The following is a 22,834-nucleotide window of genomic DNA, read 5'->3' on the forward strand; positions in this document are numbered from 1 at the left end:
GTCGCGGCTCGTTCGAGGATTGTCGGCGATGACCGTTTCGCCCGCGTCTGCCGCCTGCCCCGTGAGTTCTAGACCCACGGGGCGAGCAGCCGGTCTCCCCCGGTTTCCCTTGCAAACTCAACGTTCTGAGCCGCCGACCGCGCCCCCTTCGGAGGTCCGTGGGCACACCCTGGGCACTAGCCGGGCGAGACCGCGCGCAGCCGGGCCGTCTCCAGGGCGACCGCGACGCCGTCGAGATCCTTCTCGAAGAGGTCCGCGTAGACGTCCAGAGTCATGCTCGCGGAAGCATGTCCCAGCATGCGCTGGACGGCCTTGACGTTCGCGCCCGCGGACACGGCGAGGCTCGCGGCGCTGTGCCGGAGGTCGTGCGGGGTGAGGTGGTCGTCGATGCCCGCCTCGCGGGCCGCGCGCGAGAACCAGCCCGTGCCGGACTTGGAGCGCTTGAGGTACGTGCCGCGGTCGCCGTGGAAGACGACGTCGTCGCGCCCCTTGCCCTCGCACGCCGCCGCGAGGCGCAGGGACAGGAAGGCGGGGAACGGGACGGAGCGCCGCTCGTGCGACTTGGGTGTGCCGATCACGATGTCGGAGCCGACCTCGACGGCGTTCTGGTTGATGCGCATGCGCTGTCGGAGCATGTCGAGGTCGCGGACGCGCAGCCCCGCGGCCTCTCCCCATCGCAGGCCGCAGTACGCGAGGACCAGGACGAGGGTCTCGTGCCTCCCGGCGGCAGCGGCGAGCGCGGCGACCTGCTGGTGGTCGAGGTAGGTGTGCTCGCGACGGACCTTGCGCGGCAGGTTGACTCCGCGGGCGGGGTTCGTCAGGATGCGGCGGTCGTCGACCGCGTCGTCGAGCAACGATGCCAGTGCGCCGTGCGCGCGGGCGACGGTCGTGGGGCTGTACGTCGCGCTCAGGTCGGAGACCCACGCCTGGACCGCGGTGCGCCGGATCTCCGCGACGGGCACGCTCCCCCAGCGAGGCGTGACGTGCAGGCGCCACGAGCTCTCGATCGCGCGGGCCGTGGAGGGCTTGAGGTGGGTCTGGCGCTGGAGCCACGCTCCCCCGAGCTCGTGCACGGTCGAGCGGGCGGCCGTGGGGTCGATGAACTCCCCGCGCAGGATGGACACCTCGAGCGAGGACGCGAAGGCCTCGGCGCTGCGCTTGGTCTTGAAGCCGCGCTTCTTGGTCTGCTTGCGCTCGGGGGTACGGAATCGGACCATGTACCGCCGTCCGGCCGTGGTCTCGTACGCCTCAACGGTCGCCATGACCGCCCGTCCGCCGTGCCTCGTGTGCCTGGTTCCTCACAGGACGAACGGTACCGCGATTCAGCGCATTGACGACGATCCGGACAGGACGCCCCCGGGGCTCAGGATCCTGCGACGCGTCGCCGACCAGCGCGTGCCGCGAACGCGTCGAGGGCGGCCAGCACCTCGGTCGCCTGCCAGGTCCGGCCTCGTCGTCGGCGCGGGTCGGTCGGCGTCAGGGCGCCTGCGTCGACGAGGCGATCGATCGCGCCCTGCGCTGCGGGCAGGCTCACCCCGAGCGCGTCTGCGAGGAACGAGACCGTGACGACGGGTTGTCCCAGGACGACGTCGATCGCCCGCCAGGCGGCTGCACCTCGACGGGCGTCGAGCCGTGCGGTCCAGGCGTTCCGCACCTGCGAGAGCTCGTCGGCCAGTGCCCTGCCGTTCCCGACGGCGACGAGCGCAGCCTCGTTGACCTGGTGGACGATGGGCACGACGTCTCCGCGACGGTAGGCCGTCAGGGCGTCGACGTAGGCATCGGTGTCGACGAGGAGCCCGGCGGAGACCGGGACGGTGACTCGGCGTGTGAGCCCGGCGTGGCGGAGCATCGCGTGAATGAGTGCCCTGCCCGACCGTCCGTTGCCGTCCGTGAAGGGGTGGATGGTCTCGAACTGCGCATGGGTGAGGGCCGCGTGGGCGAGCACCGGGAGGTCGGTGCGGCGCGCGAAGGCGACCAGGTCGTCGATCGCGGCCGGGATGCGTTCGTGATGGATCGCGACGTACTCGGCCAGGTGAGGGCCGGCGGACGTCCCCCCGATCCAGACCTGCTCCTGCCTCCACCGACCGGCCGAGCCGTCGCGCTCGCCCATGAGCGCACGGTGGACGGCCAAGATCGCGTCGCCGTCGAGGCGGTCCGCCAGGTCGATCGCCGCCTGCATGGCGTGGACGTTGCCTGCGACGGTCGTGGCGTTGCGGGAGGCGTCCTCGCCGATCTCCGCCAGGGCGAGCTGTCGTGCCCCGACGGTCAGGTTCTCGATCTGGGAGGAGGCTGCCGACTCGCTGCGGAGAAGAACGCTGCGCAGCGGTGCGAGCTCGCCGGTGCCGAGGAGGGTGTCCATCTCGACGTCGAAGCGGGCGATCTCGGTGGCGGCGTCCTCGCACTCCGCGGCGAGGGCGGCGGGCAGCGGCACCTCGCGGCCTGCGATCGCCGGGGTGAGCGCCGACCTGTACGGCCCCGCGTGCAGCTCACGCTGGCGCCGAGAGACGGGTGAGTCGGCGTAGAGTCGCCACGGGTGCTCCTCGAACGAGATCGAGGGCCAGGGCCCGCCCGCCGCCGGAACGAGCGGGGAGCTGTCGGTTCCGTGCATGCGCCACCTCCTTGTCCAAGGATCATGCCATAACCTTGGACAAGGGAGCGGGTGACGCACGGTTGCGTGTCGAGGCGCGCTGCCTCACAGGCCTTGCCTCGGGCAACATCACACCCGTGTTCGTGCGTGTGGAGTTGCGCCGACCTGCGAAAACCGGAAACCTGGTCGGTGGTCTCGCGGGTGTGCGCGTCCTCCCCGATGCGCGTGGTCTGCTGGGCAGCCTCGACGGGTGGGTTTGGCGCGCCTCCTGCGTTCACCGGACCTTCACGCCCCTGCGGAACATGCGTTCCCGCCGGGACGTTGACCCCCATAGACAACCCTGCCGCTACCCCTTGGAGGACGACATGCCAGACCGGTCCCTACGTGGAATGAGCATCGGTGCGAAGAGCATGGAGTCCGACGCGGGCGTCGACTTCGCCCCTCGTTTCCAGGCGCACTACGACTGCCCCAACGGCCACACCATCATCCTGCCGTTCTCGACCGAGGCCGAGGTCCCGGCGGTGTGGGAGTGTCGGTGCGGCGAGGAGGCCCTCCTGCGTGACGCGGAGCGCCCCGAGCCCAAGGCCGGCAAGCCCGCCCGTACGCACTGGGACATGCTGCTCGAGCGCCGCACGATCAAGGAGCTCGAGGAGCTCCTCGACGAGCGCCTCGGCCTGCTGCGTGCCGGCAAGCTGCGCCGCAGCGCCTGACCGACTGCCTCGAAGGGCCCGGAACTCCTCGGAGCTTCCGGGCCCTTCGTCGTGCGCGGACCGGATCGTGCGCTGCGCAGGACGCCCCCGCCGTCGGCTCGCGTCACCACGTCGACGACGGTCCGGCTCAGGACGTCGAGGGCGGCGCGCTCGCTGCCGGCTGCGTGCCCGCCGTGCGGGCTAGCGGCGCTTCCCGGCGACCGGGCGGCCGGCGACCTGCTTGCGGGCCGGGGCGCTCGCTGCCGGCGCCCGTCGCACCCGGGCCACCACTCCCCCCACGACGAGCAGGACGGTCAGCCCGCCGGCGATCCATCCCGGCCAGTACCCGGCGCGAACGGCCGGGGTCAGCGAGTCGCGCAGCGGGAGCGTCGCGATCATCTGGTCGGCCGTGAACAGCTCGGTGCTCTCGAGCAGCGCCCCGTTGGGGGCGATGACGCCGCTCACGCCGACGGTCGAGATCTGCACGGTCGCGCGACCGGTCTCGATGGCCCGCAGGCGCGACATCGCGAGCTGCTGCGTGGACTCGGCGCTGTACCCGAACGACGCGTTGTTCGTCGGGACGACCAGCATCTCGGCGCCCTCGTTGACGGCGTCCCGGATCAGCTCCTCGTACGCCACCTCGAAGCAGATGACGTTGCCGAGCCGCACGACGCGCCCCAGCCGCTCGGAGGGCAGGTCGATCACGGCGACCTCGTCGCCCGCGATCATGTCGGTGGTCACCCGGTCCACCTGGTCGGAGAAGATCCGCACGAAGTCGCGCAGGGGGATGTACTCGCCGAACGGGGCCGGGTGCTGCTTGGCGTACCGGTCGATGACGCCCTCCCCCGGGGCCCACAGCAGGGACACGTTGTAGCGCCCGCCCGTCTCGGGGAACTCCTGCGCCCCGACCAGGACGGGGGCGTCGACGGCGCTCGCGGCCGCGTCGATGTCGGCGGCCACGTCCGGTGTGGTCTGGGGGTCGAGGTCCGAGCCGTTCTCCGGCCACAGGACGACGTCGAGCTCGCCGGGCTCGACCTCCTCGAGCAGGGCGAGCGTGCCGTCGACGTGGTTCTGCAGGACCTCGCCGCGGTTGGCGAACGAGCCGAGGCCCGGCTCTCCGACGTTGCCCTGGACCGCGCCGACCGTGAGCGTGCCCGTCTCGGGGCGCACGTCGAGCGGGACGACGAGGCCGACCCCGAGGATGACCGCGGCGGTGCCGAGCGAGCACAGGGCCGGCAGGGTGCGGACCCGGCGCGCCTCGACGAGGAACACCGCGACGAGGACACCGATCGCGGCCGTCAGGAGCGACACGAGCAGTCCGCCGCCGAGCCAGGCCGTGCGTCCCAGGAGGGAGTCGACCTGGGAGAACGCGAGCCGCCCCCAGGGGAACCCGCCGAAGGGGAACTCCGAGCGCCACTGCTCGACCGCGACCCACACGACCGAGAACGTCACGACCTGCCAGGCGAGGTTGCGGGCGACGAACGGCAGCCGCCGCACCCAGGTCCACATCGCGCCGAAGAGCGCGAGGAACGCGGCCTCCAGGACGCTCAGCGCGAGCCACGGCACGGTGTCCGTCGCGATCTGGGCCCACTGGATGTGCGGGAGGAAGAACGCCAGTCCCCACAGGAGCCCGACGAGAGCGTTCCACCACGCGCCGTCGCGCCGCAGGGCGAGGAACAGGGCAGCGACCCCGGCGAACGCCATGGGCCACCACCCGCGGTCGGGGAAGGCGGTGTTGGTGAGGAAGCCGCCACCGACGGCGAGAAGGATCAGCAGCCAGCGGTTCGGCTCACGGGTCGACACCAGTGCAGGGTACGCCACGTACCTGCAGGTCGGCCCGTGGATCCGGGGGATGTGGGCCGACCCGCGCGTCCTTCGGACCACGTCCCACCGCCACCGGTGGAGCCGTGTTGTCTACTGAACGCGCGGGTCGAACCGATGCGCGCCAGAACCGGCAGGACGAACGGTGAGATGGTGGCTCGTTCCCCTGTGGCGCTGACGGCCGGAACACGTCAACGAACTTACCTTCCCTCCGTGTGGTGTCAATCCGAACACCCGGGACGAAGGTCCCTCGTCCGCCGCGGTCCTGCGACCTGTACGCACGAGGGCGCGGACGAGGGGTGGGAGCGGCGGTGACGACGTTCAGTCGAACGTGTCGTACAGCACGACGCCGTCGCGCACCGTCTGCAGGCACGTCGGGTCGGGGGCGTCGTCCGTGAGGTCGGGCAGCAGGGGCGTGCCTGCGCGGGCGTCCGTGCTCCACGAGGACACCGCGGTCCCCGTGCCCTGCACCGCGAGGTGCTCGGCCCGCCAGACCGCGAGGTGCGCGGGGGCGCCGACGCGCAGCTGACCGGCGCCGGTGTGGTCGAGCCCGGCGATGCGCCAGCCCCCGCGCGTGTGCGCACGGAACGCCGCACGGGCGGAGATGCGCTGGTCGGGGTCGGCGTGCGACATCGCCGCCCGGACCGCTGACCACGGGTCCATCGCGGTCACGGGCGAGTCGGACCCGAACGCGAGCGGGACGCCCGCGCCCGCCAGGTCCGCGAACGGCGACAGCCCGGCCACGCGCGTGGGCCCCAGGCGAGAGGCGTACATGCCGTCCGGGCCGCCCCACGCGGCGTCGAACACGGGCTGGATGCTCAGGGACACCCCGAAGAGCAAGAGCGTCGACAGGGCGTTGGTGTCGACGAACAGGGCGTGCTCGACTCGGTGCCCCGCCCGGCGGTGCGCGGCGGCGCCGTCGGCCTCCGCCGCGGCGCGCAGCCCCACCAGGAACGTGTCCATGGCGCGGTCACCGATGACGTGGAACCCGCCCTGCGTGCCGGCCGCCGCGACCGCGGACAGGTGCGCCGCGACCTCTTCGGGGCTCAGGTACTGGTTGCCGCGGCCGTCAGGACCGGCCTCCCCCGGGGTGCCGGTCCAGTCGGAGTACGGGTGCCGCAGGGCCGCGGTGCGCGAACCGAGCGAGCCGTCGACGTTGAGGTCCCCCGCGATGCCCGTCAGGCCCGGCAGGTCGGCGAGCAGGGCGCGCGCGTCGTCGGACGTGGCGCACAGCTCGCCCCGGTAGGCGACCAGGTGCGGCAGGGCACCCTGGGGGTCCCGCGTGAGCGCGATGAGCTCGCGCAGGCCGTCCCGCGTGTCGATCGAGGGGGCGCTGTTCTCGTGCACCGACACGATGCCACGCCGGGCCGCGGCGTCCAGGGCCGCACGGTACAGCGCGGTGCGCCGCTCGGGGCTCAGGGCGCGCGCCGCGTCCCGGGCGGCGTGGTGCGCGTCGAGCGTGACCCAGCCGCTGTCCGTCCAGCCCTGCCGACCCTCGAGGCCCGCACGCTGCGCGAGGGACGTCGAGACGACCGCCGAGTGCACGTCGACCCTCGCCGCGTACACGGGGGCTCCCCCGCACGCCGCGTCGAGCTCCGCGCGCGTCGGGGCACGGTGCTCGGGCCACTCCTGCTCGTCCCACCCGAACGCGAGCAGGACGTCGTCGGCCTCCGCGGCCGGGCGGGCCGCGGCCGCGGCGCTCAACGCGTCCAGGGCGCCCGCGAGGGACGTGACGCCGGCGCTCGCGGACAGGTCGACGCCTGCGAGGGCGAGGCCGGTCTCGAGGACGTGGACGTGGGAGTCGACGAAGCCGGGGGCGACGAGGGCGCCGTCGAGGTCGATGACGCGGTCGGCGCGCGCGGCGAGCCCGGCGGCGGTGTCGTTCGCGCCGATCCAGGTGATCACCCCGTCGTCGACCAGCATCGCCTCGGCGAAGGGGTCGGTCGAGGAGTGGATGACGCCGTTGCGGTACAGGGTGGAGGCCACGAAACCACACGATATGCCACGGTGCGCCCGGTGCGCCCCTTCACGGGGGTGCGCCGGGCGCCCGTGACGCGAAGGTCACACGCTCGAGTAGGCCACGACCCCGCGGCGGACGGCCTCGATGGCCCGGACCGCGGTCCTGCGCATCGCGGGGGTGGGTGCCGCGGTCGCGAGCTGGTCGAGGACGTCGATGATCTGCTTGCACCAGCGCACGAAGTCGCCCGCGGCGAGCTCGGAGCCCCGCAGGACGGCGTCGAGGCTGCGGCCGGTCGCCCACCGGTGCACGGCCGCGACGAGCCCCAGGTCGAGGCTGCCGGTCGCGTCGATGTGGTGGGCCTCCTCGAGGTCGTCGACCTCGGACCACACGACGACGGTCGCGTCGAGCGCCCGTGCGAGCCTGCCCTGGGGGCCGCCGGGCACGTAGGGCTCGCCCGGCTCCTCGCGGCGCGCCGAGAAGACGAGGGCCGAGACGACGGCGGCGAGCCCTGCCGGGTCGAGGTCGTCCCACACGCCGCGGCGCAGGCACTCGGCGAGCAGCAGGTCGTTCTCGGCGTAGAGCCGGCGCAGCCACTGGCCGGCGTCGGTCACCCGGACGTCGGGGGCGGGCATTCGTCCTGGTCGGGGGCGGGTCGTGGCGGGTGCTGTCCCGGTCGTGCCCGGGCCCGCGGCGGGCGTGTCCTCGAGTGCGCCACCGCTCGCGGGGTGCGGGTCGACCTCGAGGTAGCCCAGGCCCGTGAGGATGTCGCAGATGCGGTCGAAGACGCGCGCGATCGACCCGGTGCGGCCCTCGACGCGGCGCACCAGGGCGTCGTGCTCCTTCTTGAGCCGGGCCCAGCGCTCGGCCCAGCGGGCGTGGTCCTCGCGGTCGGGGCAGTCGTGGCAGGGGTGGGCGCGCAGGGCGGCGCGCAGGCGGCTGAGCTCCTTGTCGTCGGCGGCGGCCGCGCGCACCCGGTGGGCCTTGCCGTGGGCGGGTGCGCCGGGGGTGTCGACGAACGCGCCGAGGGCGTTGCGCAGCGACGAGGCCAGGTCGCGGCGGGCGGCGGGGACGCGCGGGTTGAAGGTCTTGGGGATGCGGACCTTGCCGACGGTGCGGATCCCTGACGGGGCGTCGGCGACCGTGAGCTTCTTGACGTGCTTGTCCTCGGTCAGCACGGTGGGGCGCGGGCCGTCGAAGCCGCCGTCCTTGCCCGGGTCGAGCACCACGACGTAGCCGGCGCGCCGGCCCGTGGGGAGCTCGACGACGTCGCCCACGCGCAGGTTCTCGAAGTCGGCCACGACCTGGGCGCGCCGGGCCCGCTGGTCCGACTTCGACAGGTCGGCCTCGCGGTTCGCGATGGCGCGCCGCAGCCGGGCGTACTCGCTGAAGTCGCCGCGGTCGCACGTCATGGCCTGCGCGTACCCCTCGAGGGCCTCGGCGTGCGCCTGGGCCTGCTTGGCCAGGCCCACGACGCCACGGTCGGCCTGGAACTGGGCGAACGACGTCTCCAGGACGTCGCGGGCGCGCTCGCGGCCGACCTGCGCCACGAGGTTGACGGCCATGTTGTACGTGGGCCGGAACGAGGACTTGAGGGGGTACAGGCGCTTGGACGCGAGTCCCGCGAGGGCGACCGGGTCGAGCCCGGGGTGGTCGACGACGACGGCGTGCCCCTCGACGTCGATGCCTCGCCGTCCGGCGCGCCCCGTGAGCTGGGTGTACTCCCCCGGGGTCATGTCGACGTGCGAGGTCCCGTCCCACTTCACGAGCTTCTCGAGCACGACCGAGCGGGCGGGCATGTTGATGCCGAGGGCGAGGGTCTCGGTCGCGAACACGACCTTGACCAGTCCCCTGCTGAACAGGTCCTCGACGATCTCCTTGAAGATGGGCAGCATCCCGGCGTGGTGGGCGGCGATGCCGCGCGCGAGGGACTCGCTCCACGTCCAGTACCCCAGGACGTCGAGGTCCTCGGCGGGCAGGGTCGCGCTGCGTTCCTCGACGGTCGCGCGGATCTCGGCCTCCTGCGCGGGCGTCGTCAGCCGCAGCCCCGCGGCCAGGCACTGGGTCACGGCGGCCTCGCACCCCGCGCGGGAGAAGATGAAGAAGATCGCGGGCAGCAGGCCGTCGGCGTCCAGGGCGTCGACCACGGCGAACCGCGGCGGGGTGCGGCGTCCGCCCCCGTCCCCCGACCCGCCGCCGCGGTACCCACCCGGCCCGCCGCGGCCCCCGCGTCCGCGATAGCCGCGGTCACCTCCCCGGCCGCCGCGCCCGGGGTACCCGCCGTCGCGGGAGCCGCTGCGGAACGCGGCGAGGAGGTCGGGGTTGATGGGCGGGTTGACCCCGGGGTCGGTCGGGTCGACGTGCCCCGCGTACAGGTCGATCAGGTCCGCCCCGGTGCCGGGGCGCACGACCTCGCCCGGGGTGCGGGGGCCGCGGTGGCGCGAGCCGACGAGGACGTGCTGCCACAGGGGGACGGGTCGGCGCTCGCTGACGATGACGGCGGTGTCGCCGCGGACCATCTCGAGCCAGTCGCCGAACTCCTCGGCGTTGGACACGGTCGCGGACAGGGACACGAGCTGGACGTCGTCGTCGAGGTGGATGATGACCTCTTCCCAGACGGGTCCGCGGAAGCGGTCGGCGAGGTAGTGGACCTCGTCCATGACGACGAACGCGAGGCCGTCGAGGGCGCGCGAGCCCGCGTAGAGCATGTTGCGCAGGACCTCGGTCGTCATGACGACGACGGGGGCGTCGCCGTTGATGGAGGTGTCGCCCGTGAGCAGGCCCACCTGGTCGGCGCCGTGGCGGCGGACGAGGTCGGCGTACTTCTGGTTGGACAGGGCCTTGATGGGGGTCGTGTAGAAGGCCTTGCGGCCGCCGGCGAGCGCGAGGTGGACGGCGAACTCCCCCACGACGGTCTTGCCGGCGCCCGTGGGGGCGGCGACGAGGACGCCGCGGCCCTCCTCGAGGGCTTGGCAGGCGCGGACCTGGAAGTCGTCGAAGGGGAAGCCGACGACCTCGCGGAACGCGGCGAGCTGGGTGCGGGACGCGGCCTGGAGGGCGCGTGAGGCCGCGTACCGTTCCGCGGGGCTCGCCGGGCCGTGGGTGTCGTCGTCTCCGGAGGTGCCGGCGGTGCGGGGTGCTGCGGTCATGCCACCACCCTACGGTCCGGGGGTGTCGGTCCGTGGGGCTTTTCGCCGTCGGGCGCGCACGGGCCGCGGGTGCGCGGGGCTGCGCTCCCGACCGGGTGGGTCAGTCCTGCGGCGCGGTGGTGCGTCCGTCGAGGACGTGCAGCGCACCGGGGACGACGCGCACGCGCACGGGCAGCCGGGAGATGCGTTCCCCGTCGGCGAAGGCCGGGGGTGGTGGGCGTCCTGCGTCGGTCGCCTCCAGGAGGACGGACGTGACCTGGCGGACGTCGACCGCGGGGTGGTGCACGTGCTTCCCCCGGTACATGCCGGGGAAGACGCGGGCGGCGCCCAGGCGGGTCAGGGGTCCGGCGGTGACGAGGTCGAGGAGGCCGTCGTCGATCGCGGCGTCGGGGGCGATCTGCACGCCGCCGCCGAAGCGGTGGCCGTTGGCGACGGCGACCACGGTCCCGGGCGAGGACCACACGAAGGGGTGCGCTGCGGCGTCGGGCCCGTCGCCGGGCGCGAGGTCGGCGGTGATGCGGTACCCGTAGGGGTGGAAGCGGGCGAGCTCGCTCGCGACGGCGCGCACGTACTTGGCGCCGCCGCGCGGCCACGTCAGGGCGTTGGCGTGGGCGTTGACGGCGGCGTCGAGCCCCGCGGACAGGACGCCGCAGAACCAGCGTGCGCGCCCCGGGCGGGGTGCGAGGTCGGTGTCGAGGGGTTCGGCGCGGGCGGCGTCCACGACCCGCACCCCGCCCGTCCCCGCCGAGCGGGCGGCGAGGGCCGTGGTGAGGAGCCCGACGGCGGCGGGCACGTCGTGCACGGGGAGGTCGAGGGCCGAGGCGAAGTCGTTGCCGGTGCCTGCCGCGACGACGCCCAGCGGGACCTGCGTCCCGGCGACGGCGTTGACGCCGAGGTGGACCATGCCGTCGCCGCCGACGATGACGAGCGCGTCGACCCGCCCGGCCGGGCCGCGGCCCGCCACGGCGTCGCGGGCGTTCTCGAGCGCGAGGGGTGCGTTGGGGGCGCTGAGGTCGACGACGTCGTGGCCGGCCTCCCGCAGGAGGGCGAGGGTGCGCAGCCCGTCCCCCCGTCCCCGCCCGCGCTCGGCCGTCGGGTTGACGACGACGGCGAGGCGGGCAGGGCGGGGTGCGGGCCGCTCAGGCACCGGAGAGCGCGGCGGCCAGGCGCTTGTCGGTGCTGCGGTCGCGCAGGATCGCGATCCCCAGCGCGGCGAAGTACAGGAAGCAGATGGGCAGGGCCACGAAGATCATGGTGAGCGCGTCGGGCGTCGGGGTCATGACGGCCGCGAACACGAACGCCACGAGGATGGCCCAGCGCCACCCGGCGAGCAGGGTCGTCGCCCGCAGCAGGCCGGCGAAGTTCAGCGCGACCAGGACCACGGGCAGGACGAACGCGAGCCCGAACGCCAGGACCAGGCGCATCACGAAGCTCAGGTACCCCTGGGCGTCCGTGAGGTTGGACGCCCCGTCCGGAAGGAACGACGCCAGGATGTCGACCGCGTGCGGCAGGACCCACCACGCCAGGAACACCCCGCCCAGGAAGAGCGGCACCGACGCCCCGAGGAACCCCACGGCGTAGTGGCGCTCCTTGCGCGTCAGTCCCGGGGTGATGAACGCCCACAGCTGGTAGAGCCACCACGGGCACGACACCAGGACCCCGAGGAACAAGGAGACCTTGATCTTCATGTCGAGCGCGGTCGCCATGCCCGAGTAGTTCAGGTTGATGACCTTGTCCTGCGCGGCCGCGGCCGCCTCGAGAGGAGCCTGGAGCGCGGCCAGCAGCGGTTCGTACAGGAACCACCCGCCGATCGCACCCACGACGAGCCCGCACGAGACCAGGAAGAGCCGCTTGCGGATCTCCAGCAGGTGCTCACGCAGGGGCATGCGCCCCTCGGGGGACCTGGCCGTCTTCGAACCGGCCACGGGTCAGGCCTTGGGGGCGTCGTCATCCTTGACGGCAGGCTCCGCGGGCTTGTCGTCGTCGCGCAGGTCCTTGACCTCGCTCTTGAAGATCTTGAGCGACTGGCCCACGCTGCGCGCCAGGTCAGGAAGTCGCTTCGCCCCGAACAGGAGCAGCACGACGACAAGAAGGACGATGATGTGCCAGGGCTTCAGCATGCCCATGAGATGGCTCCTCGGAGTCGGACGCAAGTCTTGTTGTCGCAGATCCTACGCGTTGAATCGGCGCCACCGGACCCACGTCTCCTGGTTGCGTGTCCTGCGCAGCGCCCGACGCTCGGCGCGCTGCTCCCGCAGCTCCTCCACGCGCTCGCGCAGCGGCTCCGGGTCGTCGAACAGGGTGGGCGCCGTGCTGGGCTGGGAAGCCTGCAGGGCCGCCGTGATCTCGTCGGTCCGCTGCGCGAACCGGTCCATCACGACCGACGCCTCCGACACCTGCCGCAGGAGCGCCTTCGCCTTGCGCCACAGGTCGCGCCCCAGGAAGAACGCGCCGACGAGCGTGCCGACGACCAGGACCGACCAGATGGTGAACCACATGCCGTCCAGCCTAGTTCGCGGACGGCGCGCCCGGGGCCGGGTCCTCGAACTCGTGCCCGTACGCGGCCAGGGCGGCGCTCGCAGCCTGCGCGACGTCGTCGGCGACCTCCTGGGGCGTGACCGCCAGGACGTGGCGGGCGTGCTCGAGGAGCAGGCGGCGCAACCACACCGGGTTGGTGACGCGCAAGGACACCTCGAACGCGCCGTCGGGCAGGTTGCGGACCTTCTCCACGGGGACCTGCTCCGCGACCCAGCGCGCCGGGCTCGCGAACGTGATCGTCGCCAGCGGTGCGTCGCCCGTGGGCGTGAAGTCGACCTCGGTCGGCAGGTCGTGCTCGCCCGCGGGCACGTCGAGCTCGGTCGCGGCCAGGAGCCGGTCGAGCCGGAACGTGCGCTGCCCCTGCGCCCGGTGGCACCACGCGAGGAGGTAGGAGTACGCGTCCTGGGTGTGCAGGGCCACGGGGTCGATCTCGCGCTCGGACACGACGTCGGAGCTCGTCACGTACCGCACGCGCAGCCGGTGCCGGTTCGCCAGCGCCGACGACACCGCGGCCACGACCTCGGGGGCGCCGTCGGGAGACAGCCGCACGTCCAGGGCCGCCGCGGCCTCGCCCGTCGCGCCCGTGAGCTTGTCCAGGACGGACGCGACGACGTCGGCCCGCGCCCGGTCCGAGCGCACCGCCGGGGTCTCCCCCATGGCGCGCAGCGCCGCGATGAGCGCCACCGCCTCCCGCGTCCCCAGCCGCAGGGGACGCGTCATGCCGCGCGCCTCCGTGAGCCGCACCACGCCCCGCTCCAGGGAGTCCGCGTCGAAGTCGATCAGGTCGTCCGGCCAGTACCCCGGGGTGCCGGACACCCACAGGGCGTCGACGTCCTCAACGATCTGGCGCGTCGACACCCCGAACCGGGCCGCGAGCTCCTCCACGGGCACCCCGCCCGCACCGTCCAGGTAGGACACGATGCCCAGCAGCCGCACCAACCGGTCGTCCGCGCGCTCAGCCACGCTGCTCCTCCGTGCTCGTCGAACCCTGCTCGTCGGACCCGACCTGACCGGCCACCGCGACAGGCGGCCGCCCCAGAGCCGCCGCGGACCGCAGCCGGCGCACGACCGCGTCACGCAGCTCCGCAGGGCTCAGCACCACGACCGCGTCGCCGTACCCCGCGATCTCGTCCGCGAACGCGTGCGGGTTCGTGAACGTCACGTGCACCACGTCCCGCCCGTCCGCACGCGGACCCGCGCCCGCACCGTCGCCGTCGCTGCGCCCACGGGCCCGCAACGCCTCGGCACGCTCCGGCCCGATCGCCAACCGCGCCTCCTGCTCCGTGCCCGCCCTCGCCCCCAGCAACGCGTCCACGTCCACCCCGTCCGGGATCGTGAAAGCCCCCCCGCGGCCCAGCAGCCGCACCCTGCCCTCGATCCGGCTCAACCGGTACGCACGCGGCGCCAGGCGCTCGCGGTCGAACCCGAGCAGGTACCAGCCGCCCCGCCGGGCCGCGATCCGCCACGGCTCGACCGTGCGCGTCCGCACCTCGCCCGTCGACGCCGCCCGGTACGTGAACGACACGACCCGCAGGGCGTCGATCGCGTCGAGCAGCGGCCCGTACGCGTCGCCCACGGCCCGCACCCGCGGAGCCAGCCCCGCGACCGCGTCGTTCGCGACCTCCCCCGCGCCCGCGGCCCGCAGCTTCGTCAGGGCGCGCGAGATGTCCGTGCGCAACGTCTTGTCCTGCCAGAACTGCGCCGCCAGGGACAGCACCCCGAACTCCGCCGGGGTCAGGTCCACCGCAGGCAGCGCGTACGCGTCCTGGTCGATCCGGTACCCGACGTCGTCGCTGTGCCCCCCGGCGTCGACCGTCACGATCGGTATCCCCAGGTCGCGCAACGAGTCCTTGTCGCGCTCGAACATGCGCTCGAACGCCTCCGGGGACGGCGCGTCGGCGTACCCCGCGACGCTCGTGCGGATCTGCTGCTTCGTCATCGACACGCTCGTGTTCACGAGGGCGATCACGAGGTTCAGAAGCCTCGCGGCAGGGTTGACTGGTTGACTCGTCTGATCAGGCATCGGCACCCACGCTAACGAACGCTATCCTCACCCGTGTGATGACGTGGCGTACAGCAAGGGTGATCTCCCGCGGCCGAGCCTGGCAAGGCGCGCAGGAGCTGACCGTCGAGCTCGACCACCCCCTGCCCTCCACGGCCGCCCCAGGCGCCGAGGAACGCCCCCGCACCGTGCGCGCCCTCGCCTACACGCAGGTCGTCGGCGACCCCCAGGAAGGCGACCAGGTCCTCCTCAACGTCAGCGCCCTCGCCCGCGGCCTCGGGACCGGCGGCTACGCCCTCGTCGTCGCCCTCCCCGACGCGCTCCCCACCGACCCGGCGCCCGGCCCCGGCCACCTCGTCAAGGCCCGCTACACCCCCCTGCAAGCCCTCGTCCTCGGCGTCGACGAGCAGGAGTCCCCCCACCACGACACCCTGCGCGACGCCGACGACCTCCACGGCATGCCCGTCGTCGTCGCCGACCTCCACTCCGCGCTGCCCGCCATCGTCGCCGGCGCCCGCCTCGCCGCCGCCCAGGACGGACGCCCCGCCCCCCGCATCGCCTACGTCATGACCGACGGCGGCGCCCTGCCCGCCGCGTTCTCCCGCACCGTCGCCGGCCTGCGCGACGCAGGATGGCTCCACACCTGCCTCACCGTCGGCCAGGCCTACGGCGGCGACCACGAGGCCGTCACCGTCCACACCGGGCTCCTCGCCGCACGCCACGTCACCGGCGCAGACCTCACCATCGTCACCCAGGGCCCCGGCAACCTCGGCACCGGCACCCGCTGGGGCTTCTCCGGCGTCGCCGCCGGCGAAGCCCTCAACGCCACCGCCACCCTCGGCGGCCTCCCCGTCGCCTCCCTGCGCGTCTCCGGCGCAGACCCCCGCGACCGCCACCTCGGCATCTCCCACCACTCCCTGACCGCCTACGGCCGCGTGGCGCTCGCGGCCAGCGACGTCGTCGTCCCCGTCCCCAGCCCCGACGTCGAAGCCCTCCCCGGGTGGGGGACCACCCTCACCACCCGCATCACCGAGCAGGCCGCACGGCTCGCCGCCCCCCACGGGCGCCACCGCCTCGTCCACGCCGACGCCGACGCCGCCCTCCTCAGCGCCCTGCGCACCACCCCCGTCGGCCTGTCCACCATGGGCCGCGGGCTCGACGACGACCCCGCCGCCTTCCTGGCCGCCGCCACCGCAGGCCTCCACGCCGAGAGGAACCGACCCGCATGAGCAAGCGGACACGACTGGGGGGTGTCGTCGTCCTGATCGCTCTCGTCCTCGTCGGCGCCGCCGCAGGCAACCGCTGGACCTACCACCGCCCCGGGTGGCTCTCCAGCGGACCCGACACCTCCACGCCACCACCCCCGCCCCCGGTCGACGAGCACCCCCCGGAGGTCGAGCTCCTCCGCGAAGGCCTCGACGACCGCGCCGCAGGCCTCACCATCGGCCAGTACATGACCGCCCTCGCCCTCGTGGTCGCCGTCGCCCTCGTCGTCATCACGATCGTCTACCTGCGCCGCCGCAGGCTCGAACCCCCCGAGATCAGCACCCCCCGCCACCACGTCACCGCAGGAGACGCGCTCGCGATCCCCGCCCTCGACGTCCAGCTCCCCGCCCTCCGCCGAGGCGTCAAGCACGCCAGACACCTGCTCGACACCGCCGGCACCCCCCGCGACGCCGTCACCGCCGCCTGGATCGCGCTCGAGGACGCCGCCGCGGACACCGGCCACCGCAGGCACCCCGCCCAGACCCCCACCGAGTTCACCACGACCGTCCTCGACGCCACCCCCGCCGACCCCGACGCCGTCACCACCCTCCTCGGCCTCTACCAGCGCGCACGCTTCACCACCCACGACCTCACCCCCCACGACGTCGAGACCGCCCGCCACTGCCTCGAACGCCTCGCCATCGCCTTCACCCCACCCGACGACGACCCCCTCCCCGACGACGTCCACACCAGCACCCCCCAGGACACGCGAGGAGAGACGGCATGAAGCACCGGATCACCGCCGACCGCACGCTCCTCCCCCACGCAGCGTTCCTCGGCACGGCCGGGCTCCTCCTCGCCCTCCTCGGCCTCGACCTGCCCCACACCCTCGCCCTCACCACCAGCGCCCTCGTCCTCCTCGTCCTCTACCGACGCACCGACCCCGGGTACGACGCCGAGCACCACGCGCTCCCCGACGTCAACCGCGACGGCGCCCGCCGAGACCTCTCCGAGCTCACCTGGGCCATGCACGGCTCCCACGGACGCGTCAGCGAACGCGCACACCGACGCGTCCGGGCGCTCGCGGCCAGGGCGCTCGCGGACGAGGGCATCGACCTGTTCAGCACCGACCCCGCGCAGGCCGAGGCGGCCGCCGAGAGGCTCGGTCCGACGGTGCACCGGCAGATGACGTCCGACACCCGCCCGCCGACCATCAACGTCCTGCGGACCTGGGTGAGCGCGGTCGAGGCACTGGCCGACGCCCCCGCAAGCAGCCACCACGTACCCACCCCGTAGCCACCCGCACCGAGAGGCGAACCCGATGACGGACTCCCCTGCCCCCGCGCTCAGCATCCCCGAGGTGGCCGCGCACGGCCGCCGCATCCTCGACGAGGTCGGCACGGCCGTCGTCGGGATGCGCGACTCGCTCGAGCTCGCGCTCGCCACGATCCTCGCGGGCGGGCACGTGCTCTTCGAGGACGTGCCCGGGCTCGGCAAGACGCTCGCCGCACGCAGCCTCGCGACCGCCCTGGGGCTGGACTTCGCGCGACTCCAGTGCACCCCGGACCTGCTGCCCGCGGACATCACGGGCTCGTCGGTCTACGACCCGGCGACGACCGAGTTCGTGTTCCGCCCGGGCCCCGTCTTCACGGGCGTCTTCCTGGCGGACGAGATCAACCGCACGGCGCCCAAGACGCAGTCCGCGCTCCTGGAGGCCATGGCCGAGCGGCAGGTCTCGATCGAGGGCAGCACGTACCCGCTGCAGCGCCCGTTCCACGTGCTCGCGACGTCGAACCCGGTCGAGTACGAGGGCACCTACCCGCTGCCCGAGGCGCAGCTCGACCGCTTCATGGTGCGTCTCGGCGTCGGGTACCCGGGCCGCGACGACGAGCGCGAGGTCCTGCGCCGTCGTCTCGACCGTCGCCAGGAGCAGGCCGACGTCCGTCAGGTCGTCGACGCACGGACCGTGCTCGCGATGCAGGCCGGGGTCGAGGCGACCGACGTCGACCCGGACGTGCTCACGTACTGCGTGGACCTGGTCGCGGCGACGCGCACGGACTCTCAGCTCGAGGTCGGCGCCTCGCCCCGCGGGTCGCAGAACCTCGTCCTGCTCGCGCGTGCCGTCGCAGCCCTCGACGGCCGGGACTACGTGCTGCCGGAGGACGTCAAGCGGGTCGCCGTCCCCGTGCTCGCGCACCGGCTCACCCTGACCCCCACGGCCTGGGCGTCGAACGCGCAGCCGCAGACCATCGTCCGAGCCATCCTCGACCGCGTGCCCGGCCCCGCTGCGGTCGCCAGCACGACGCGATGACCTCGCTCGCCACGACCGGGCGCCTGACGAGCTGGCAGCAGACCACGAGCCTGGCCGGCGGCGTGGTGCTGGGCCTGGTGCTCCTCACGACCGGCCTCCTCGCCGGGCGCGCGGACGTCGCCGTGCTCGGCGCACCCGCCCTGCTCGGGGCGGCCTGGGGGTGGACGACCCGTCCACGGGGCGAGGGCGTCGTCGCGACGTTCGTCCCGACGGACGCCGCGGGTCGGCGGCCGGGGGAGCTGCGGGCGCGGCTGCGCCTCGACGTGCCCGACGACGCCACACCGGTCCGTCTGCGCGTCACCAGCCCCGGGAACGCGGACGCGGACGTCACGGTCCTCGTCGACCGGACCAGGACCCTCGACCTGACGACGCACTCGGCACGCACGGGGCCGCACCGCATGTTCAGGGTCGACCACGTCGGGGTGGGGCCGGAGGGCGCCTTCGAGTCCGTCCCGGACGCGGTCCAGGCGCCGGGGACGCTCGTGCTGCCCACCGCCCGCCCCCTCGGCCTGCTCCCCCTGCCGCGACAGCTCGCGGGGCTCACCGGCCCGCACACGACGCGTCGGCTGGGGGACGGTACCGAGCTCCGGGACATCCACCCGTTCGCTCCCGGTGACCGGCTGCGCCGCATCGACTGGCGCGCCACGGCGCGCCGGTCCCCCGGGCTCGAGACGCTGTACGTCCGGCGGACCCAGGCGACGGCAGAGGCGACCGTCGTGCTGGTGCTGGACTCGCGCGACGAGGTGGGTCCGGACGTGACGACCTGGCGCGGACGTGGCCCGCTGCCGATGGACCGGGCGACGTCGCTGGACATCGCCCGCCATGCCGCAGCCTCGGTCGCGCAGACCGCGCTGGACGGCGGTGACCGGGTGGGTTTCGAGGACCTCGGCTGGGTCCGCAGCCCTCTCCCGCCGGCCGCGGGCAAGCGTCAGCTCCAGCGGATCGTCCACGCGCTCGCGCTCGCGCACCCCGTGGGCGAGCCCCGTCGTCGCATGCGTCCTCCGCAGATCCCAGCGGGCGCGCTCGTGTACATGTTCTCGACCTTCCTCGACGACGAGAGCGCCACGATCGCCCAGACGTGGCGCGCCACAGGACACCCGGTGGTCGCGGTCGACATCCTGCCGACCGTGGAGGTCCCCCGGGACGAGCCCGGCGCCGCCCTGGCCTGGCGCATCACCCGCCTCGAGCGCGAGCAGCGGCTCGAGGCCGTCCGACGGGAAGGGGTCGTGGTGGTCCGGTGGAGCGCCGCGTCCTCCGGGCCGGGCGGGGCACGGTCCGCCCTCGAGCTCGCCGCTCGACGGCAACGCCACAGCCAGCGAGGGGTGACCCCATGAGCGCACTGTCCGTCGACCGGTCGGACGAGCCCCACGGCCCTCCTGCGAACGAGGTGGACACGGGGCCCACCGTCTCGGGGAGGCACCTGCGGGTGGTCCTGGCCGCTGCGACGTTCCTGTTCGGCGTCCTCGCGGTGCACGGCCTGGTCCCGTCGCCGGTGGGCGGCGTGGTGGTGGGCGTGCTCCTGACGGTGGTCGTCCTCGTCCGCCCGCACACCCCGGTCCCCCAGCTCGTCCTGTTCGCCGGCGGTGCCGCGATGCTCGGGGCGGACACGGCGTTCTCGCCCGTGGTCTTCCTGCTCCTCCCTCTCGCGCACACCGTGCTGCGAGCGTCCTGGTGGGTCGCGCGCGTCCCCCCAGCGGGTCGCGTCGAGCGCTCCGTCCTCCTGCTGGACCTGCGACGTGCGGGAGCGGTCCAGGCCGTGAGCCAGGGCCTCGCCCTGGTCGGGTACGCGGCGACCACGCTCGACGGGAGCGGGCTCTTCCTGGTCGTGGCGGCCGTCGCCCTGGCTGGCCTCGTCGCTCTCACGGTCCCACGCTCCTGGTGGCCGTGACGGGTCCTTCGGCCCGCGGTCCCCGAGCGCGCCCTCGCTGACGTCTCAGGTCCGATCAGCTCCCTCGACGAAAGGCCCCGGCCCCTCGGTCCGGGGCCTTTCCCCTCGCCCCTGTCCTTCTGGGCTGTTCGGTGAGTCGAACAACTGACTGGCGTGGTGTCGTCTCGACGCTTGGCACACTATTTATTCCTCGAACAACGGAAGCAGATGATCGACCTCTGGCTACCGTGGACCCATGACCGACACCGACGCACGTCCCCCCGTCCTGCAGCTCCGTCTCGTGGTCGAGGCGGAGGACTACGAGGCGGCGCTCGCCTTCTACCGCGACACGCTGGGCCTCCCCCAGCTCGAGGCGTACAGCGGCGAGGGTGACGCCGAGGTCGCGATCCTCGACGCCGGCCGCGCCACCCTGGAGATCGCCAACCCCGCACAGAAGCGCATGATCGACGACGTCGAGGTGGGCCGGCAGGTCGCCCCCCGACTGCGCGTCGCGTTCGAGGTCACCGACGCCGCGTCGGTCACGTCCGACCTCGTCGACGGCGGCGCCACCCTCCTCGCCCCACCCGTCCGCACGCCGTGGGACTCGCTCAACGCGCGGCTCGAGGCGCCCGCGGGCCTGCAGGTCACGGTGTTCCAGGAGCTCTCCCCCCGCCCCTCCCCGCTCCCCCGCGCAGGCCGGGCCCACAGGGTGAGCGACGCCGTCGGGCCGTCTCCTCGCGGCACTACCCGGGCGACACGGCCTCGTCCGTGACGTCCGCGTGCCAGGCCCGGCGGACCTGCTCGAAGCGCGTCGGCAGCGGCGGGCGCACCCCGCCGTAGCGCGCGTTGGTGCGCTGCACGAACCTGCGCCAGGACAGCACCAGCCCCTGCTTGGTGATGGGCAGGCCGCTCGCCACGGTCACCCCGTTGTCGTGCGTGTGGTGGACCGTCAGGAGCAGCGCGCGCGGTACCGAGCCCTCGAGCTCGGCGCAGAGGTCCTCCCGGACGTCCAACCAGCGGCGCAGGACCATGACGACGCCCGGCTCGAGGCGGTGCACGCGCACCGTCCTGTGCTTGCCGTGCTGGACGACGACGCCCCCCTCCCCCACCTGCGCGCCGACGGGCCCGAGGTCCAGGGAGTCGACCGTGCACCGCAGCAGGTCCGAGTACCGGGCCCCGGTCGCGCGCGTCAGCCCGACGACGACCGCCAGACGCACCAGCTCCGGCTTGGTCGCGTCGTGCATGGCTCCGACCGACAGCTCGCGCCAGACCCACTCGGCCTCGTCGCGCGTGACCGGTGGGCGGGGGTAGCGCGGGGCGAGCGCATGGGCCTCCTCCTGCGGGGCCTCCTCGGCTGTCGAGGCGTCCTGCGGTGAGTCGGTGTCGTCGGTGACCATGGAGCGAACCTATCCGCTTGGCACACTCTTTCCAAGAGGCGACGACGATGAGCCGTCGGACGCCTCCGTCGATCAGCCTTCCCGCAGGCGACGCGTGAGGTCGTCGATCTCGCCCAGCACCTCGGTGGCCGCCCACACCCCGTGCCGCTGGGACGTCGAGAGCTGCGACAGCACCCCTGCCTCGGTCAGCCGGTGGAGCGCCTCGTAGGCGGCCGCCGACGAGGTCCCGGCGACCTGCCGGGCGAGGTCCCCGTCGAGCACCGGGTGGTCCAGCAACCTGTCCAGGATCGCCGCCGCCGCCGAACCTGCCCGCGGGCGCACCTCCCCCCGCCACGCCGCCGGCAGCTCGGAGAGGTTGTCGGCGGAGATCCGGGCCTCGCGCGCAGCAGCCGAGGCGCTGGTCGCCAGGTACCGCACGAACTGTGCGACCTGCCCGTCCCGGTAGGCGTTGACGCGGGAGAAGTACTCCCCCGTGTCGGCCAGCATGGCCGAGGCGACCGGGACGACCAGCGTCGGGGCGAGCCCACGCCGCCGCCACACGGCCCCGATCAGAGCGCGGCCGATCCGCCCGTTGCCGTCGGTGAACGGGTGGATGGACTCGAACTGGGCGTGCGCAATGGCCGCCTGCGCCACGGCAGGGAGGTCCTCGCGCCCCAGGAAGACGATCAGGTCCTCCATGTACCCGGGCACGAGCTCGGGCGGCGGGGGCACGTGCACCGCCCCGCGTGGCGACCAGTCGGACCCGCCGATCCAGTTCTGCACCGTCCTGAGGCTGCCCGCGGTGGGCCCGTCGAGCGGGTCGTCCTTGAGGAGCGTCCGGTGAGCCGCCAGGAGGTCCTCGAGCTCGATCACCCCCGCGCTGCCCGCGGCGTCGACGAGCCGGGACACCGCCCGGGCGGCGGCGACCGTGACCTGGGCGTCCTTCCCTGCCTTCATGCCGATCGTCGCCCTGGCCAGGTCGGCCAGGCTCGCGTCGTGACGCTCGATCCGCGACGAGGCGACCGCCTCGGTGCGCAGCAGGAACGTCGCGAACGACGAGAGCACGGGCCCGTGGACCGCGTCGAGCCGGGTGATGTCGACCGCGGCCCGCTCGATGTCTGCGGCCTCCTCGGCCGACGGGACGTAGGCGAGGTCCGCGATCAGGGGTGGCAACGACACCGTGATCTCGCGCAGCATGCGGTCCTCGCGCGGACCGCGCGAGGCCGACGCCCACGGCCTGACCTCGGCACCGTGCGGCGGCCACGTGACACCCGCCGGAGCGGCCCTCCCGGCACCTTCGTCCGTCATGACAACCCTTCCTTGTCGCTCTT

Annotated in this window: 21 protein-coding genes; 8 read left to right on the forward strand and 13 right to left on the reverse strand. The window is 73.8% G+C overall.

Features of this window, described 5'->3' with window-relative positions:
• Positions 1-176: 176 nt before the first annotated feature.
• Positions 177-1,262: a site-specific integrase gene (locus NHG27_RS03560; RefSeq protein WP_193719646.1), complete on the reverse strand. Its 1,086-nt coding sequence runs from the start codon at positions 1,260-1,262 to the stop codon at positions 177-179.
• A 101-nt stretch (positions 1,263-1,363) separates the two neighbouring features.
• Positions 1,364-2,608 carry a Fic family protein gene (locus NHG27_RS03565; RefSeq protein WP_497014766.1) on the reverse strand — a complete coding sequence of 415 codons (1,245 nt, stop codon included), beginning with the start codon at positions 2,606-2,608 and terminating at the stop codon, positions 1,364-1,366.
• Positions 2,609-2,952: 344 nt separating this feature from the next.
• On the opposite strand from NHG27_RS03565, the gene NHG27_RS03570 reads away from it, so the two are divergent.
• Positions 2,953-3,297, forward strand: a complete 345-nt coding sequence (locus tag NHG27_RS03570) for an RNA polymerase-binding protein RbpA (protein WP_138824427.1) — start codon at positions 2,953-2,955, stop codon at positions 3,295-3,297.
• Positions 3,298-3,477: 180 nt separating this feature from the next.
• Here the strand turns inward: NHG27_RS03570 and lnt are convergent, their stop codons facing one another.
• The 9 genes from lnt to NHG27_RS03615 form a co-directional block, all read right to left on the reverse strand.
• Positions 3,478-5,079, reverse strand: coding sequence for an apolipoprotein N-acyltransferase (gene lnt / locus NHG27_RS03575; protein ID WP_497014767.1), 1,602 nt, complete (start codon positions 5,077-5,079; stop codon positions 3,478-3,480).
• A gap of 339 nt (positions 5,080-5,418) precedes the next feature.
• Positions 5,419-7,083 (reverse strand): amidohydrolase, encoded by a 1,665-nt coding sequence (locus NHG27_RS03580; RefSeq protein WP_497014768.1) that lies wholly within the window; start codon positions 7,081-7,083, stop codon positions 5,419-5,421.
• Between the two features lie 75 nt (positions 7,084-7,158).
• Positions 7,159-10,203, reverse strand: coding sequence for a DEAD/DEAH box helicase (locus NHG27_RS03585; RefSeq protein WP_497014769.1), 3,045 nt, complete (start codon positions 10,201-10,203; stop codon positions 7,159-7,161).
• A 100-nt stretch (positions 10,204-10,303) separates the two neighbouring features.
• Positions 10,304-11,350, reverse strand: coding sequence for a diacylglycerol/lipid kinase family protein (locus tag NHG27_RS03590; protein WP_497014770.1), 1,047 nt, complete (start codon positions 11,348-11,350; stop codon positions 10,304-10,306).
• Positions 11,343-12,089: a twin-arginine translocase subunit TatC gene (tatC, locus tag NHG27_RS03595; RefSeq protein WP_193719748.1), complete on the reverse strand. Its 747-nt coding sequence runs from the start codon at positions 12,087-12,089 to the stop codon at positions 11,343-11,345. The genes NHG27_RS03590 and tatC overlap by 8 nt, the downstream gene beginning before the upstream one ends.
• Positions 12,090-12,131: 42 nt before the next feature.
• Positions 12,132-12,329, reverse strand: coding sequence for a Sec-independent protein translocase subunit TatA (gene tatA, locus NHG27_RS03600; RefSeq protein ID WP_193719652.1), 198 nt, complete (start codon positions 12,327-12,329; stop codon positions 12,132-12,134).
• 45 nt (positions 12,330-12,374) lie between these two features.
• The gene (locus NHG27_RS03605; protein ID WP_193719653.1) at positions 12,375-12,701 is read right to left on the reverse strand and encodes a hypothetical protein; all 327 of its coding nucleotides are present in this window, start codon (positions 12,699-12,701) and stop codon (positions 12,375-12,377) included.
• 10 nt (positions 12,702-12,711) lie between these two features.
• Positions 12,712-13,704, reverse strand: a complete 993-nt coding sequence (locus NHG27_RS03610) for a helix-turn-helix transcriptional regulator (RefSeq protein WP_497014771.1) — start codon at positions 13,702-13,704, stop codon at positions 12,712-12,714.
• Complete coding sequence (locus NHG27_RS03615) at positions 13,697-14,764, reverse strand: helix-turn-helix transcriptional regulator (protein WP_497014772.1); 1,068 nt, start codon at positions 14,762-14,764, stop codon at positions 13,697-13,699. The genes NHG27_RS03610 and NHG27_RS03615 overlap by 8 nt, the downstream gene beginning before the upstream one ends.
• Positions 14,765-14,799: 35 nt before the next feature.
• Here NHG27_RS03615 and NHG27_RS03620 point away from each other — a divergent pair, with 35 nt between their 5' ends.
• The 7 genes from NHG27_RS03620 to NHG27_RS03650 all read left to right on the forward strand — a co-directional run bounded on the left by NHG27_RS03620 (position 14,800) and on the right by NHG27_RS03650 (position 20,899).
• Entirely contained in the window at positions 14,800-15,972 is a 1,173-nt protein-coding gene (locus NHG27_RS03620; protein ID WP_193719656.1) for a DUF3866 family protein, read from the forward strand.
• Positions 15,969-16,736 carry a DUF4129 domain-containing protein gene (locus NHG27_RS03625; protein WP_497014773.1) on the forward strand — a complete coding sequence of 256 codons (768 nt, stop codon included), beginning with the start codon at positions 15,969-15,971 and terminating at the stop codon, positions 16,734-16,736. The genes NHG27_RS03620 and NHG27_RS03625 overlap by 4 nt, the downstream gene beginning before the upstream one ends.
• Positions 16,733-17,245 (forward strand): hypothetical protein, encoded by a 513-nt coding sequence (locus NHG27_RS03630; protein WP_497014774.1) that lies wholly within the window; start codon positions 16,733-16,735, stop codon positions 17,243-17,245. The genes NHG27_RS03625 and NHG27_RS03630 overlap by 4 nt, the downstream gene beginning before the upstream one ends.
• Before the next feature lie 25 nt (positions 17,246-17,270).
• On the forward strand, positions 17,271-18,260 hold the full coding sequence (locus NHG27_RS03635) for an AAA family ATPase (RefSeq protein WP_497014775.1): 990 nt from the start codon (positions 17,271-17,273) through the stop codon (positions 18,258-18,260).
• The gene (locus NHG27_RS03640; RefSeq protein ID WP_497014776.1) at positions 18,257-19,594 is read left to right on the forward strand and encodes a DUF58 domain-containing protein; all 1,338 of its coding nucleotides are present in this window, start codon (positions 18,257-18,259) and stop codon (positions 19,592-19,594) included. Before NHG27_RS03635 ends, NHG27_RS03640 begins: the two co-directional genes overlap by 4 nt.
• Positions 19,591-20,148, forward strand: coding sequence for a hypothetical protein (locus NHG27_RS03645; RefSeq protein WP_497014777.1), 558 nt, complete (start codon positions 19,591-19,593; stop codon positions 20,146-20,148). The genes NHG27_RS03640 and NHG27_RS03645 overlap by 4 nt, the downstream gene beginning before the upstream one ends.
• Positions 20,149-20,383: 235 nt before the next feature.
• The gene (locus NHG27_RS03650) at positions 20,384-20,899 is read left to right on the forward strand and encodes a VOC family protein (protein ID WP_497014778.1); all 516 of its coding nucleotides are present in this window, start codon (positions 20,384-20,386) and stop codon (positions 20,897-20,899) included.
• Here NHG27_RS03650 and NHG27_RS03655 read toward each other — a convergent pair.
• Together NHG27_RS03655 and NHG27_RS03660 are read right to left on the reverse strand one after the other, a co-directional pair.
• Complete coding sequence (locus NHG27_RS03655) at positions 20,871-21,524, reverse strand: tyrosine-type recombinase/integrase (RefSeq protein ID WP_497014779.1); 654 nt, start codon at positions 21,522-21,524, stop codon at positions 20,871-20,873. The two genes, NHG27_RS03650 and NHG27_RS03655, sit on opposite strands and share 29 nt — an antisense overlap.
• A gap of 72 nt (positions 21,525-21,596) precedes the next feature.
• Positions 21,597-22,811 carry a Fic family protein gene (locus NHG27_RS03660; RefSeq protein ID WP_497014780.1) on the reverse strand — a complete coding sequence of 405 codons (1,215 nt, stop codon included), beginning with the start codon at positions 22,809-22,811 and terminating at the stop codon, positions 21,597-21,599.
• Between the last annotated feature and the right edge of the window lie 23 nt (positions 22,812-22,834).

The sequence above is a fragment of the Oerskovia sp. 140933 genome (genome assembly GCF_059651515.1).

Excerpts from the sequence above, each read along its gene's own strand:
- NHG27_RS03615 (WP_497014772.1), bottom strand. The coding sequence starts at position 14,764 with ATGCCTGATCAGACGAGTCAACCAGTCAACCCTGCCGCGAGGCTTCTG.
- NHG27_RS03585 (WP_497014769.1), bottom strand. The coding sequence starts at position 10,203 with ATGACCGCAGCACCCCGCACCGCCGGCACCTCCGGAGACGACGACACC.
- NHG27_RS03625 (WP_497014773.1), top strand. The coding sequence starts at position 15,969 with ATGAGCAAGCGGACACGACTGGGGGGTGTCGTCGTCCTGATCGCTCTC.
- NHG27_RS03570 (WP_138824427.1), top strand. The coding sequence starts at position 2,953 with ATGCCAGACCGGTCCCTACGTGGAATGAGCATCGGTGCGAAGAGCATG.
- NHG27_RS03560 (WP_193719646.1), bottom strand. The coding sequence starts at position 1,262 with ATGGCGACCGTTGAGGCGTACGAGACCACGGCCGGACGGCGGTACATG.
- NHG27_RS03640 (WP_497014776.1), top strand. The coding sequence starts at position 18,257 with ATGACCTCGCTCGCCACGACCGGGCGCCTGACGAGCTGGCAGCAGACC.
- tatC (WP_193719748.1), bottom strand. The coding sequence starts at position 12,089 with ATGCCCCTGCGTGAGCACCTGCTGGAGATCCGCAAGCGGCTCTTCCTG.
- tatA (WP_193719652.1), bottom strand. The coding sequence starts at position 12,329 with ATGGGCATGCTGAAGCCCTGGCACATCATCGTCCTTCTTGTCGTCGTG.
- NHG27_RS03660 (WP_497014780.1), bottom strand. The coding sequence starts at position 22,811 with ATGACGGACGAAGGTGCCGGGAGGGCCGCTCCGGCGGGTGTCACGTGG.
- NHG27_RS03630 (WP_497014774.1), top strand. The coding sequence starts at position 16,733 with ATGAAGCACCGGATCACCGCCGACCGCACGCTCCTCCCCCACGCAGCG.
- NHG27_RS03605 (WP_193719653.1), bottom strand. The coding sequence starts at position 12,701 with ATGTGGTTCACCATCTGGTCGGTCCTGGTCGTCGGCACGCTCGTCGGC.
- NHG27_RS03645 (WP_497014777.1), top strand. The coding sequence starts at position 19,591 with ATGAGCGCACTGTCCGTCGACCGGTCGGACGAGCCCCACGGCCCTCCT.
- NHG27_RS03655 (WP_497014779.1), bottom strand. The coding sequence starts at position 21,524 with ATGGTCACCGACGACACCGACTCACCGCAGGACGCCTCGACAGCCGAG.
- NHG27_RS03635 (WP_497014775.1), top strand. The coding sequence starts at position 17,271 with ATGACGGACTCCCCTGCCCCCGCGCTCAGCATCCCCGAGGTGGCCGCG.
- NHG27_RS03650 (WP_497014778.1), top strand. The coding sequence starts at position 20,384 with ATGACCGACACCGACGCACGTCCCCCCGTCCTGCAGCTCCGTCTCGTG.
- NHG27_RS03565 (WP_497014766.1), bottom strand. The coding sequence starts at position 2,608 with ATGCACGGAACCGACAGCTCCCCGCTCGTTCCGGCGGCGGGCGGGCCC.